Genomic DNA, 13,688 nt, shown 5'->3' with positions numbered 1-13,688 from the left:
GCTGTCGAAGTTCAACGACGTTAAGAGCGACACAGTTGACCTTTTGAGACGCACAGACCAGTTGCAGCAACTTGTTCGCCGTTTGCTAATTGAAGAGTCGACCCAAGAGCTCAATCCCCCTCAGGAGCTTTTAAAACAAGCCTTCGCAAACCATTGCCGGCAACAGCAGCTCAACAGCGAAGAATCCCTCAATCACTGGTTGTCAGAGCGGTGCATCAGCAAAGACGAACTTCTTGAGCAGCTCAGCCTCCCCATCAAGCTAAGCAAACTGGCGATGGATTCTTTTTCTATCAAGGCAGAAGCTCGATTTCTTCAACGCAAAGAAGCTCTAGATCAGGCCACATACAGCCTCCTGAGGGTGAAAGAATCAGGGGTCGCTCATGAGCTTTACCTTCAATTAGAGGCCGGTGAAACGAGTTTCGAGACGTTGGCGACTGGCTACAGCGAAGGCCCCGAGCAACGCAGTGGCGGCAGAGTGGGACCAGCCCCTATCTCGCGTGCCCATCCGCAACTTCAGCAGCTCTTACGAACCGCCCCCGCCGGAGTTGTTCTCGAACCCATAGCCATTGAACAGTGGTGGGTTGTGGCACGCCTAGAAGAACGCATGGAGGCAAGCTTCGACGACACCATGCGACAACGCATGGCGTCAGAACTCCTTGAGCAATGGATCACAAGCGAGACCAACCATCTCGTCAAATCGGTCTGCAGCCGAGAGAATGATCGAGAGCAAGCCTCAATCTCCTGACCTCAACCTCTTCCAATGGCCTGCAGGCCCTGAAACAAGTCTTCCTCGAACGCGGAGAGCTGCTTCGCTATGAATTAGGTCAACCCCTAAGCGAAGGACGATTTATTCCTGGCCAAGTGCTGTTGATCGAACGTGGCACAGCCCGCCTTCTTGGCGAACAAGATGGACGTCTCAGCACCCTCTCCAAACTGGAAGCGGGAGAACTGGTTGGAGCGGCTTCTCTTTTACGAGGATCTCCTTGCGAAGACGTGCGAGCAGCGTCTGAGCTTGTGGTGCGCAGGCTCAGCGACGACATCTTTTTGGATCTAGCTCAAAACAACCCAACCATCAGGGCCGAATGCCTCAGCCATCTATGGACGGCCGAGCTGGCATCGCTTTTACAAGTCCTCCTGAATCGAACACCCAAACAAACTCGATCGCTGAACAGCTGGATTGAAGACCTACTGCCCCAAGCGCAGATCCTCGATGCCGTCGACGCTGATGCAGTCCAAAAGGCACTTGAAGCCAATCAACACCTATTCCTCGCGGGAGACCCCTCTAACAAAGGTGATGCCAAGCTCGACCAGGAGCTCAAAACCCTAGAAGAGGTAGCAGCTGTAGCGACTGAACAACAGAAGCTGCCTTTGAGAATCATTGCTCTGCCTGATGCCGCCATCCATCAACTCAGGGACACCGCTGCTGCGGAACTAGTCCAAAGAGACATTGTCGGCAACGACTTAGAAGACGAGTCCAAAGACAGAGACATCCCCAAGGCACCGCTGAGGCCTCCCGTTAGCCGGTTCAACAGCAGCAAATCAGACGACCGCGACTTTTTCGTCGGCGGAGAGGGACCGTTGCAAGAAACCCTCGCCTGCTTCCAGATGCTGGCAAAGCTGATGAAGCTGCCATTTCGGCGCGACGCGATTGAGAAGGTTCTCCGTGAACAATTAAGCCGTGGCCAGACTCCGACCCTGCGCCTCTGTGGCCAGATCGCAGCAGGTCTTGGCTTGCATGTCTCGGGCGCCAAGGTTGCTGCGCGTTTCGGCACCCGCTTGCAGACACCCACCATGATCCCTTGGCAGGGCGGCTTCGCGCTCGTGACCCGTAGTGATGAACGCGGCGTCGTGCTCGCCTCACCTAGCCAGGGATTCGTCGATCTACCAGCCTCAGCACTGGAAGAAGTCTTCCCAGAAGGCATCGAATTATTGCTGCTCGATCGCACCAATACCACTCCTGAACAAAAGTTTGGCCCAGGTTGGTTCTGGCCGGCGCTAAAGCGCTACCGCACCGTTTTAGTGCAAGTGCTGGCAGCCAGCTTTGTCATTCAGCTCTTCACACTGGCGAATCCGTTGCTGATTCAGGTCATCATCGACAAGGTGATTAATCAGCGCAGCTTGGACACCCTTCAAGTGCTCGGGATCGCCCTGGTTGCAGTGACCATTCTCGAAGGAGTGCTTGGAAGCCTCAAAACGTTCCTCTTCGCTGAAACAACCAATCGCATTGACCAGCGTCTCGGTGCAGAAGTCATCGACCATCTTCTGCGCTTGCCCCTTGGCTATTTCGACAAGCGGCCCGTCGGTGAACTGGGCTCAAGGATCAGCGAGCTGGAGAAGATTCGCAACTTCCTAACTGGCCAAGCCCTCACCACAGTTCTTGATGCTGCTTTCTCAGTGATTTACATCGTGGTGATGCTCTTTTACAGCTGGTTGCTCACCCTTATCGCCCTCGCCGTACTCCCAATTCAGGTAGCGCTCACCCTGCTCGGAGCGCCCCTATTCCGGCGTCAGTATCGAAAAGCTGCAGAAGCCAATGCCAAAACGCAGAGTCACTTAGTAGAGGTGCTCACTGGTATCCAAACGGTGAAGAGTCAGAACGTGGAAATGGTCAGTCGTTATACCTGGCAAGAGCGCTATGCCGAATACATCAGCAGCACCTTCGAGAAAACCATCAGCGGCACAGCACTAAGTCAGACGTCTCAAGTGCTGCAAAAAATTTCTCAGCTGCTGGTGCTTTGGGTCGGCGCCACATTGGTTCTCTCGGGAGAACTCACACTGGGACAATTGATCGCATTCCGGATCATTTCTGGTTACGTCACCCAGCCGCTCTTACGCCTTTCCACCATCTGGCAGAGCATCCAGGAGTTGAAAGTCAGTTTCGAACGTCTCGCTGATGTGATCGATACACCTCAGGAATCCAACGAACTTGATAAGGCCAAAGTTCCGCTTCCTTCTCTTCAGGGAGATGTGAGCTTCGAAAACCTCAGCTTCACATTCAGCAAAAGCTCACCACCTGTGCTGAATGACATTGATTTGCATGTGAAAGCTGGAACCTTCGTTGGAATCGTGGGGCAGAGCGGTAGTGGGAAAAGCACCTTGATGAAATTACTGCCCAGGCTCTATGCCCCTGATCAAGGCAGGATCCTGATCGATGGCTACGACATCGACAAAGTGGAGCTTTATTCGCTGCGACGCCAAATTGGCATCGTGCCCCAGGATCCACTTCTGTTCTCAGGAAGCGTGAGTGAAAATATCGCACTCACCCAGCCTGATGTTGCAAGCGACACGATCGTGACGGCTGCCAAGATCGCCTGCGCCCATGAATTCATCATGCAACTGCCAAGTGGTTACTCCACGCCAGTTGGTGAGCGGGGCGCATCACTCAGTGGTGGCCAACGGCAACGGATTGCAATTGCAAGGACCCTGCTCGCCAATCCAAAACTTCTCGTGATGGATGAAGCCACCAGCGCTCTTGACTACGAAACCGAACGCAAGGTTTGCGACAACTTGATCAATGCATTGCATGACTGCAGCGTTTTCTTCATTACCCATCGACTCAGCACCGTGCGCCGGGCAGACCGAATTGTGGTGATGCACCAAGGGGCCGTTGTCGAACAGGGAACCCACGATCAATTGATGGAAAAACGTGGCCGCTACTACGCCCTTTACCGCCAACAGGAGGCCAGCTGAAGATGACAGAACCAAACAAAAAGCTACCCCCAAAGAGCAGTAACACCGGTACCAATCCCATCGGCAATCTGGTCCGCCAAGCCCAGAACAAACTCGAAAGCAGCGTCGGGACTGGCATTCACAACGAAGCTGTCCTCCAGCAAAGTCAGGTTTGGGTCAAAGCGGTGACCTGGAGCTTGATCGGTACAACCGTCTTTTTCATCGGCTGGCTGGGCATTGCCCGTACCGAAGAGGTGGTCGTGGCCACAGGCAAACTCGAACCTGTGGGCAACGTCAAAGAAATAAGGATCCCCGTAGGCGCAGTCGTCGAAGAAATCCTGGTGAAAAGCGGTGAACGTGTGATCAAAGACCAGGCGCTGATTCGCCTTGATCAGGAGAGCACAGCCGAACAGCTGAAGTCTCTCGAACAAGGTGTCAAGGAGAAAACATCCCAAATCCTGCAGAAACAGGAGCAACTCTCCCTAAAAAAAATGGAGCGCAAACGCACGCTGGATCTCAATCGTGAGCAAATTTCAACCACCCGCAACAATTTGGATCTTGAAAGCCAGATTCTTGATCGACTTCAAGGCTTAGCCAGAGAAGGAGCCGCACCTGATATCCAGTACCTGCAGCAACGCAACAAAGTGGCTGGACTAAAGGGAGAGTTAACCCAGTTAAAGCTTGAAGGTGAACGCCAGATCAATCAGATCAATCAACAAATTGAACAATTAAATGCCGAACTGGCTGGACTCCGCAGTGAACGCGCACAGCTCAACGCAAACCTCACCGAAGTAAGAGTAACCAACAAGAATCAAACTCTTCGAGCTCCAGTCAGTGGCATCGTTTTTGACTTAAAGCTGAACAATCCTGGGTATATCTCTCAGGCCCAATCATCCCAGGCCGTATTGAAGGTTGTGCCCTTCAATACGCTTGAAGCTGATGTTGAAATTCCGAGCAACAAAATCGGATTCGTGCGCATTGGGCAACAAGCTGATATCAGCATTGACTCCTTCCCTGCAAGCGATTTTGGAGTGCTGGAGGGGAAAGTCCTTTCCGTGGGATCAGATGCTCTCCCACCTGATCAACAACAAATGCGTCAGGGATATTCCTACCCTGCCGTAATTAAACTAGACAGCCAACAACTTAAGATTAAAAACGGCAAGACACTACCACTACAAGTTGGAATGTCTCTCACGGCAAATATCAAATTACGCAGCGTTAGCTATCTGCAACTTCTTCTGAATACGTTTCGAAGCAAAACCGATTCTTTGAGAGAGCTCTAAGACATCAAAGCTTCACGGCTTCCTGCTGACGCGTCTCAGCTTTCCAAACTCTCCAGCGCAACTCCACCCCATTGGGAAGATCCACCACAACCGGCCAAGACGCGTTGTAAGGAATCAAATAGGGCTGCTTACCAAGGGACAAGAAAGATTTGCCTTTGTTTTGTTCCGAATTGCAAGCCATGCGCGTACTCAGCACAAGCACTGGCCCACTCACTTCAAACAAGGCCTTCCCAGAGGCTTGAGGAAGTCGCTGCATTGATAAGGACGGACCCGACAAGCGTTTCAGATTGCAGTCCATCTCCACCTCCTTCCCCACGATCAACTGGACGCGCCAATCGAGTGGATGGGCTGAAATCATCGGGTCGTTACTCTTCGGGAGAAGGCCCGAGGGCTGAATCACCCAACGCTTCAGACCTGGCTTGGGTGCTGGATAACCACTCAGATCAAGACGGGGAATCGCAACAGCAGGGGCTGAAGCAGCAACCATCAGCAGAGGCAATACCAGCCTCAAGAATCCCAGGCCCATGGTCATACCCCTACGGCAACAGAATGCAAGCATGACCGATTCCACCGCGATTGCCCTGCTCTCGGGAGGGCTTGATTCCGCAACGGCTGCTGCTTTAGCCATCCAGTCAGGCTTTCGCGTGATAGGCCTCTCTTTTGATTACGGCCAGCGCCATCGCAGGGAGCTTGATGCCGCCGTAGAGATCGCTAAGGCTCTGAACCTGGCTGAACATCACACCATCAACGTGGATTTGGCGATGTGGGGAGGCTCCTCACTCACCGATCACGCCCAAACCCTTCCCACCAGCGGCGTTGAGACGAGCATCATCCCGAACACGTATGTCCCAGGGCGAAACACCGTGTTCATTGCGATCGGACTCAGCCTCGCCGAAGCGCGGGGTGCCGATCGACTCGTGCTGGGGGTGAATGCCGTGGACTACTCGGGCTATCCCGACTGCCGGCCCGATTATCTAGAGGCATTTCAGGATCTCGCTAACCTCAGCAGCCGCGCTGGACGTGAAGGCCATGGTCCAACACTGTGGGCACCACTTGTGGAGTGGAGTAAACAGAAAATTGCAGAAGAAGCACTACATCTAGGGGTTCCCATCGAACGGACCTGGAGTTGCTATAGCGGAGGCGACGTGCCCTGTGGGGTCTGCGACAGCTGCCGCATCCGTGATGAAGCGTTGCTCGCCGCCGGACGGCCAGACCTATGCAGCCCAGGCCGTCCATGAACTCCAATCAAACCGGCAGCCAAAAACTGATTCGCAGCAAGCATCCCTGGATCGAACCGGATTCAGTCGCACAAGCGCTAGCCGAAGAGCATGGCGAGGCAGGCTTGATTTGGCTGGACGGGGATGCCAGCGACCTGGGGCGTTGGCTCACCTTGGCAGCTGAGCCTCTCGAGCAACGCTGTTGCCGAGGATTGCCAGGGGAGGTTGGAGCCACCAATCCATTTGAAGCTCTGCGCTCGCTCGATCCGGGGCACTGGACGGGCTGGCTTAGTTACGACGCCGCCGCCTGGCTCGAACCCACAAATTCCTGGCGAAGCGATGCCATGGCGAGTCTTTGGATCGGGCGGCACGACCCCGTTTTGCGCTTTGACCTACAACAACGGGAGGTGTGGATTGAGGGGCGTGATGCCAAACGCCATGCCGAAATGGAGCGCTGGATACTGGGACGACGTGACCGATTCAACCGAAGCCCGAGAGCACTCCCCAACCCCAACCCCCTGCATACAGCTTGGGTACGCCACAGCGACAGGCAGGCTTATGCCAAGGGCGTTGAGCGAATTCGCGAGCTGATCGGGATGGGAGATCTCTTTCAAGCCAATCTCACCAGTTGCTCCAGCACAACGTTGCAGGAATCGGTCAACAATCTGGAGCTCTTTCGGCGCTTGCGTCGAGCCTGCCCGGCACCCTTTGCCGGTCTCGTCGTTGCCAGCGGTGAAGCCAATGGCGAAGCCCTCCTTTCCACATCGCCGGAACGCTTCATGGAAGTGCTGCCCAATGGTGCTGTTCAAACAAGGCCGATCAAGGGAACGCGCCCTCGAGATTCGGATCCACAACGGGATGCTGATCAAGCCGCTGCACTGGTTTGCAGCGAAAAAGACCGTGCCGAAAACGTGATGATCGTCGACTTGCTACGCAATGACCTTGGCAGGGTCTGCATCCCTGGCAGCGTCGATGTTCCTCAACTGGTCCATCTCGAAAGCTACGCCCGCGTCCACCACCTCACCTCGGTCGTGAACGGCCAACTCAAGGACGGACTGAACTGGGTGGATCTACTGGAAGCGAGCTGGCCAGGGGGTTCAATTAGTGGCGCACCAAAACTGAGAGCGTGCCAACGGCTTCAGGAACTAGAACCCAAAGGTCGAGGTCCCTACTGCGGCTCTTTGCTGACGCTGAATTGGGATGGGCGTTTTGACAGCAATATTTTGATTCGCACCGTTTTGCGCAAAAACAATGAGCTTCTGGTGCATGCAGGCTGCGGAATCGTTGCCGACTCGGATCCTCAAGCAGAAGCCGACGAACTGGACTGGAAACTGCTGCCACTTTTAGAGGCACTGGAGTGACAGCATCTCAGCCACAACACGCCATCGCCTGGATCAACGGAACGTGGGGACGGCCTGAAGAGCTAAAGCTGCCACTCAGCGACAGAGGGCTACAGCTCGCCGATGGCCTGTTCGAAACGGTCCTTATTCATCACCAACGTCCCTGCTTATTAGACGCACACCTCTGTCGATGGGAGCAAAGTTGTGAACTATTAGGAATGGCATCACCTCCTACAAGGCCCTGGTTGGATCCATTGATTCAAGAAGCGATCGAACGACTTGGACTCAAACAGAGGGCAGGGGCGCTGCGCCTGAACTGGAGTCGAGGCGATGGAAGCAAACGAGGGATTGGGCTCGATCACAACTCAGCCGACCCCTCCAGGCATCGCTTTTGGATGACATTGCAAACTCATACGCCAATGTTCGAGTCCGTACGCACTTGGATCAGTCGTCATGAATATCGGCAAGCATCAAGCCTGATGAGCCGATGCAAAACCTTTTCCTATGGACAAGCGATTCAAGTGCGCCGGGAGGCTCAACAGAGGGGAGCTGAGGATGGATTGATGCTCAGCACCAATGGCACTCTGTGCTGCGGAAGCAGCGCCAATCTTGTGATCGAACGCCATGGCGAGTGGCTCACACCACCCTTAAGCGATGGCTGCCTACCTGGAGTGATGAGGGGTGAAGCCCTCAAGCAGGGACTGGTGCAAGAGCAATCGCTTGCAGCAGAACCGCAACCGGATGACCAATGGTTATTAATCAACAGTCTGGGCTGCAGGACGATCAGCCAAGTGAATGGCAAACCACTCACAAACAGAGGAAATGCAGAAGCCCTCTGGAGATCCTTAGTGCCATCTCATTCTGAGAAATCATTGTCATCCTGAGCCCAACAGGACTAATCGGCTGAATGGAATTACGGCGTGACTTAAGCCTCACGAGCCTCACCCTGACCGTCGTCACCGGAACCATTGGCTCGGGATGGTTGTTTGCCTCCTATTACGCCGCCCGCACAGCAGGACCCGCCAGCCTGCCCGCATGGCTCCTTGGCGGTTCGATTTCCTTCCTTCTCGCTCTGGTGTTTGCGGAGTTGGGCTCACTCATCAACAGTTCCGGAGCACTAGCCCAGGTTCCACTCCTCAGCCATGGACGCCTGTCTGGCTTCATCGGTGGCTGGAGCATCTGGATCAGCTACCTGTGCGTCCCAACCATCGAGCTGTTAGCCATGCTCGATTATCTCGACAGCAGTCTTCCCTGGCTCACGCAGGATCGGAACGGCACGCAAATTCTTAGCGGAGCCGGTCTGGCTGTCGCCATCGTGTTGATGGTGTTTTTCACCTGGATCAACCTCAACGGCGTTAAGGGGCTGGCCCGCTGGATCAACAACCTCACCATCTGGAAGTTGATCGTGCCCCTCCTTGTCGCGAGTGTATTGATGCTGCTCAGTCAGCACTGGGGGAACCTGAGTATCCCGGTCACGATCGCCAGCGATCCAGCTGCAATCAAAGCTGACACCGGTACGGAACTTGTGAATGCCGTAGGAAGCGGAGGCATCCTGTTTTGCCTCCTTGGCTTTCGTACAGCCGTTGACCTCGCTGGAGAAGCGCGCAACCCCCAACGCAATGTGCCCCTAGCCATGGGACTAGGGCTAGGGATCAGCCTGCTGATTTACCTGGTTCTGCAATGGTCCTTCCTGGTGAGCGTGCCACCAGAAGCCCTACAACAAGGATGGTCCCAACTCAGCCTCAGCCAACATGGCGGCCCGCTCGCAGCCATTGCCCTTGGCCTTGGGCTCGGCTGGATGGTGGTGCTCCTACTCATCGACGCCGCACTCTCCCCAAGCACAACGGCGATGGCCTATTTAGGGGTCTCGGCTCGCGTGAGCTGGATGATGGGGCGCTGCAAACTGCTCCCTGAGTCTCTGGGTCGGGTCAATCGACATGGAGTACCGGATATCGCTGTTATCAGCAGCTTGATCTTGGGATGCGCCCTGTTCTTCATTGGCCCAGGCTGGCAACAGGTTGTGGCTTTTCTCACGGCAGCCCAGATGATCGCTCTAGCCATGGGACCAGCAAGTTTGTTGGCCCTACGCCAACAACTCCCCAAGGAGCGAGAACATTTTCGGATTCCTTGTCCCACCACACTCAGTGCCCTGGCTTTCGTGATGGCGACATGGGCGACGAACTGGTGCGGACGCACAGCGTTGGAGGGAGCGGTGCTCGCCATCGGAATCCCAAGCCTGCTGTTTGCTCTTCACAACTGGAGAAAACGCCAGCCCATTGAAACCAAAGCAGGGCTTTGGTGGGGTCTGTATCTAGGACTTCTTGTTTTAGATATGGAGTTATTCAGCAAGGGACAACCCTTCGAGCTCTCGAACCTGGCCCATCTCGCAGTGTTAGCAGGAATGGCACTTTTGGTGCTGCCGATCGCAGTCAACACCGCTTTGCCTGAAGTATCACCCCATGCACTCACACACTTAGGAAACGATCGACAACCTGCTGACTGAGTTCATCACTGAAGAAATCATCTCAATCAACTGACAACAATACATATAAAAGAATTATTCCTATCGAGCAAACAACAAGATCACTAGACAACCATAACATCTATCCGCTTATTACACAGTTATCAAGATTACCAAGGAAACCCTTACGACATGAAATGGGAAAGCAAACCCAATGTCCGGTTCATTCAATACTGAACCCCACGATAGATCCTTGTACGAGCAGGGGCTGCAGGCGCAATACCCAATAGAGTGGCAAGAGGACGAGAACGCAAAAAGCCACCTGGCCGAACTGTGATAGATGAGAATGGAGCTGGCTCAACTCCTATTAGCTCAGCAGTCATTCTGGAGCGAATAAACCCCCCAGACTGAATGGTTCTTCTTGAACGAAGCGAAGATACCTGGGGTAAAACAGGGCATCCACGATATATAAACCGACTTTCAGTTAATAAACTGATGTCAATGTCAAGAAGCTCCGCTGTTTCTTTAGAGCGAATAATATGATTTTGATAGTCAGCGGGAGACTTCTTTCTATAAACTAGCTCCCGAGAAGCTATTGAAACGTTAGGAGACTTTGCGAATTTCTCATACGAATGGCCCCTAAAAACATAACGAGACATCAGTTCCACTCCTTGGAAATCGGACCCCCGTTCCCTGGTCCTGAAGACGGTGCGCCCTGATCATTCAGGGTGAACGTATAAACGAAGTAACAAGTGTTACATTGCAATCCTGATTAAAGATCATGAAAAGTGATGCTCAAGTGGATACCAAAACCCAAAAAAGTCATATCTCTACACAAAGGGCGATGGCAGGCAAAAAGCAAAAACGTCTTAACCACCGCTCAATTATGAACTGCAGCACGCTCACTAGAAAAATGCTGGCAGGCATGATCATTGCTTGTCTGAGTATCACAAGCTGCTCTAAAAAGAAAGAAATCAAGATCGCCAATGCAACGCCAGGTGACACTCTTGCAATCGTCGGTGACGAGACAGTGGTCCTAGAAAGCGCATTCACGCCAGGACAACCCAATGGATTATTTGATGGGGGAATTAATATCCATAGCAACGGAAAACCAACTCGATTGGCCGAAGTAAATGTTGTATGCAGCATGCCAGATCTTCCTAATTGGCCTGAATACGACAACATTTACGGAAGGTGGCTGAAAGACAGCGAACAACCTGGAGACAAAGGAGGAGATACTGACTGGCAACTCCTTATATACTTTACCGGCGAAGCAAAAAGCATAGGAAAAGAACAAAGCCCATCATGGGCCAATCGGTTATCACAAAATCTATGCAGAAAAGGTGACTTTAGCGACAAGTAAATGGCTATTCATACAAAGGAAATGACCAAGAGTATCAATTAACACCATAAGCAATAAAGCCAACAAAATGTATATATCGAGACAACTAAAGAGCTTAGACGAGTCGAAAATAAAGGTTGTTACTAAATTCCAATTGTGGCAAGTACCGGCAGCGTAAGCGCTTGGGAAGAAGCATTGCTAACCGCAATGGTTCAATATCCAGTTCCTGTTATTAAGGGGCCTGAGGATATCCAGACACAAGTCGACCAAATCTGCACATGCTTGGCTAACACTAAGGCTGGCTATCCCGATTTAGATCTCATTGTCTTTCCTGAGTACTCGACACAAGGTCTGAACACCAAGATCTGGACCTACGATGAAATGCTTCTACGCGTGGATTCACCTGAGATTGATCGATTCCGCCAAGCATGTAAGGAAAATGACGTATGGGGCGTCTTTTCTCTGATGGAACAGAATGACGACCCAAGTCTCCCTCCATTCAACACAGCAATCATCATCAACTCTGATGGTGAGATTGCTCTACACTACAGAAAACTACAACCTTGGGTACCGATTGAACCCTGGTCACCTGGTAATTATGGAATGCCAGTATGTGACGGACCTAAAGGTTCAAAACTAGCTGTTTGCATCTGCCATGACGGCATGTTCCCAGAACTAGCGCGCGAGGCAGCCTACAAAGGTGCAAATGTCTATATCAGGATTTCAGGCTATTCAACGCAAGTCAACGATCAATGGATTTGGACGAACAGAACCAACGCTTGGCAGAATTTAATGTATACAATATCAGTTAATTTAGCAGGTTACGACAACGTCTTCTACTACTTTGGCGAAGGAACCGTATGTAATTATGATGGAAATGTGATCCAACAGGGTCACAGAAATCCCTGGGAGATTGTTACAGCCGAACTTTTCCCACGCCTTGTAGACAAGGCAAGAGAAAACTGGGCCCTTGAAAATAATATTTTCAATCTTGGATGCAGAGCATACGTGGGCAAACCTGGAGGAGAGAAAGAGAATTATCTAACATGGGTTAAGGACCTTGCGAACGGCGAATACAAACTTCCATGGGATGACAAAGTTAAAATTCGAGACGGCTGGAAGTATTATCCTGAAGGTGTCCAATTAGGCCCTCTGCCACCAACCGGCAACGGTCATAGCAGCATTGCACCTTCAATATCAGAAGAGACACCTGCTATGATTTCCTAATAGTCAGGTTTACAAAATCAGTACATTGAAGCCTCAGAATAATCTGAGGCTTTTTTATGCTCAACCAAAAGGGAAGGCTAAGGCGGATGAGGCTCAGAGAACCATTGGGAAAATCTCAATGAGCATAAATAATCACTATTCAAGTATTGACACTTCGCAGAGAAATAGCAAGAGTTGAAAAGCGATTGCAAATCAAAAACTGAGAAGATAAAACAATTGCAGCCACTAGCAATCCAGATAAGTTTTAAACAGTCAAAAACTCCTGGATAACAACATCAGAAAGAGATGAAGTCGGACCGCTAGAAACGATTCCACCACGCTGCATGGCGTAGTAAAAACTTGATTGCTTCACAAAATGAAGGTGTTGCTCAACAAGAAGAACGCTGATGCCAGTCTCCTTGATAATTCTCTGGACCGCTCGTTCAATATCAAGAATAATGGATGGCTGAATTCCCTCGGTAGGTTCATCCAATAACAAAAGCTTGGGTTTTCCAAGTAAGGCTCGTGCAATCGCTAATTGCTGCTGCTGCCCACCACTTAAATCACCACCCTTTCGATTTAAAAACTGCTCCAAAATCGGAAATAGTTCATAGACAAATGGATCTATATGCCGATTTTTACCCATGCCTCCTGGTAATGCTTCCATTCCCAACAGAAGGTTCTCTCGAACAGTTAGAAAAGGGATAATGTCGCGACCTTGAGTAACATAACCAATTCCATGGCGAGCTCTTTGGTATGGAGGTTGAGACAATAGCTCATTAGATTCATAGAAAATAGAACCGGAGCGTTGCTGCAGCAAACCAATTAATGTCTTAAGAAAAGTAGTTTTTCCAACACCATTCCTACCAATCAAACAAACCATCTCTCCTTTAGGAATTTGCAGGTCTACATTTCTCAGGATATGACTTTCACCATAATAAACATTAATACCAGAAGCCCGGAGAACAAAGTCTGAAGAAGATGGATGGGATGTTTGTGGCTGCATAACCAAAGAAGACATGATTAATAATTAGTAAAGAACAAGCAAGACAGGGTCTAATCAATGATCATCTGATTGACCTAGGTATACCTCAATGACACGTGGATCACGTTTAACCTCTTCCAAACTACCTTCGGTTAACTTTTGACCTTGATGCAAAACCGTGACAG

General features: G+C 51.5%; 12 protein-coding genes. 9 read left to right on the top strand and 3 right to left on the bottom strand.

The genetic code is table 11. The features are described 5' to 3' along the window. Position 1: 1 nt before the first annotated feature. The 3 genes from NCN04_RS02490 (at position 2) to NCN04_RS02480 (ending at position 4,952) form a co-directional block, all read left to right on the top strand. Positions 2–745 carry a peptidylprolyl isomerase gene (locus NCN04_RS02490; RefSeq protein ID WP_250395080.1) on the top strand — a complete coding sequence of 248 codons (744 nt, stop codon included), beginning with the start codon at positions 2–4 and terminating at the stop codon, positions 743–745. 116 nt (positions 746–861) lie between these two features. Further along, entirely contained in the window at positions 862–3,690 is a 2,829-nt protein-coding gene (locus NCN04_RS02485; RefSeq protein WP_413430081.1) for a peptidase domain-containing ABC transporter, read from the top strand. Positions 3,691–3,692: 2 nt separating this feature from the next. Continuing rightward, complete coding sequence (locus NCN04_RS02480; RefSeq protein WP_048347536.1) at positions 3,693–4,952, top strand: HlyD family secretion protein; 1,260 nt, start codon at positions 3,693–3,695, stop codon at positions 4,950–4,952. A gap of 4 nt (positions 4,953–4,956) precedes the next feature. Here NCN04_RS02480 and NCN04_RS02475 read toward each other — a convergent pair whose 3' ends face one another. Next, the gene (locus NCN04_RS02475) at positions 4,957–5,478 is read right to left on the bottom strand and encodes an ecotin family protein (protein ID WP_048347537.1); all 522 of its coding nucleotides are present in this window, start codon (positions 5,476–5,478) and stop codon (positions 4,957–4,959) included. A gap of 31 nt (positions 5,479–5,509) precedes the next feature. On the opposite strand from NCN04_RS02475, the gene queC reads away from it, so the two are divergent. The 6 genes from queC to NCN04_RS02445 all read left to right on the top strand — a co-directional run bounded on the left by queC (position 5,510) and on the right by NCN04_RS02445 (position 12,539). Continuing rightward, positions 5,510–6,190 (top strand): 7-cyano-7-deazaguanine synthase QueC, encoded by a 681-nt coding sequence (gene queC / locus NCN04_RS02470; protein WP_048348385.1) that lies wholly within the window; start codon positions 5,510–5,512, stop codon positions 6,188–6,190. Then, the gene (locus NCN04_RS02465) at positions 6,187–7,530 is read left to right on the top strand and encodes an anthranilate synthase component I family protein (protein WP_250395079.1); all 1,344 of its coding nucleotides are present in this window, start codon (positions 6,187–6,189) and stop codon (positions 7,528–7,530) included. The genes queC and NCN04_RS02465 overlap by 4 nt, the downstream gene beginning before the upstream one ends. Further along, positions 7,527–8,393, top strand: a complete 867-nt coding sequence (locus NCN04_RS02460; RefSeq protein ID WP_250395078.1) for an aminotransferase class IV — start codon at positions 7,527–7,529, stop codon at positions 8,391–8,393. The genes NCN04_RS02465 and NCN04_RS02460 overlap by 4 nt, the downstream gene beginning before the upstream one ends. 23 nt (positions 8,394–8,416) lie before the next feature. Further along, positions 8,417–10,012: an APC family permease gene (locus tag NCN04_RS02455; RefSeq protein WP_250395077.1), complete on the top strand. Its 1,596-nt coding sequence runs from the start codon at positions 8,417–8,419 to the stop codon at positions 10,010–10,012. A 739-nt stretch (positions 10,013–10,751) separates the two neighbouring features. Next, a complete protein-coding gene (locus tag NCN04_RS02450) occupies positions 10,752–11,333 on the top strand; it encodes a hypothetical protein (RefSeq protein WP_250395076.1) in 582 nt (193 codons plus the stop codon). 135 nt (positions 11,334–11,468) lie between these two features. Continuing rightward, positions 11,469–12,539, top strand: coding sequence for a formamidase (locus NCN04_RS02445; protein ID WP_250395075.1), 1,071 nt, complete (start codon positions 11,469–11,471; stop codon positions 12,537–12,539). A gap of 244 nt (positions 12,540–12,783) precedes the next feature. On the opposite strand, the gene urtE is transcribed toward NCN04_RS02445, so the two are convergent. Beyond that, positions 12,784–13,524: an urea ABC transporter ATP-binding subunit UrtE gene (gene urtE, locus NCN04_RS02440; protein WP_250395081.1), complete on the bottom strand. Its 741-nt coding sequence runs from the start codon at positions 13,522–13,524 to the stop codon at positions 12,784–12,786. 54 nt (positions 13,525–13,578) lie between these two features. Continuing rightward, the coding region (locus tag NCN04_RS02435; RefSeq protein WP_502988740.1) for an ABC transporter ATP-binding protein C-terminal domain-containing protein at positions 13,579–13,688 on the bottom strand (110 nt) is incomplete at its 5' end.

It is taken from the genome of Synechococcus sp. MU1655, from assembly GCF_023630655.1.
Taxonomy (GTDB): domain Bacteria; phylum Cyanobacteriota; class Cyanobacteriia; order PCC-6307; family Cyanobiaceae; genus Synechococcus_C.
This window is presented reverse-complemented; position numbering and strand designations above follow the sequence as displayed.

Coding starts and splice junctions, on each gene's coding strand:
- urtE (WP_250395081.1), bottom strand. CDS start 13,524: ATGCAGCCACAAACATCCCATCCATCTTCTTCAGACTTTGTTCTCCGG.
- NCN04_RS02480 (WP_048347536.1), top strand. CDS start 3,693: ATGACAGAACCAAACAAAAAGCTACCCCCAAAGAGCAGTAACACCGGT.
- NCN04_RS02455 (WP_250395077.1), top strand. CDS start 8,417: ATGGAATTACGGCGTGACTTAAGCCTCACGAGCCTCACCCTGACCGTC.
- NCN04_RS02450 (WP_250395076.1), top strand. CDS start 10,752: ATGAAAAGTGATGCTCAAGTGGATACCAAAACCCAAAAAAGTCATATC.
- NCN04_RS02465 (WP_250395079.1), top strand. CDS start 6,187: ATGAACTCCAATCAAACCGGCAGCCAAAAACTGATTCGCAGCAAGCAT.
- queC (WP_048348385.1), top strand. CDS start 5,510: ATGACCGATTCCACCGCGATTGCCCTGCTCTCGGGAGGGCTTGATTCC.
- NCN04_RS02475 (WP_048347537.1), bottom strand. CDS start 5,478: ATGGGCCTGGGATTCTTGAGGCTGGTATTGCCTCTGCTGATGGTTGCT.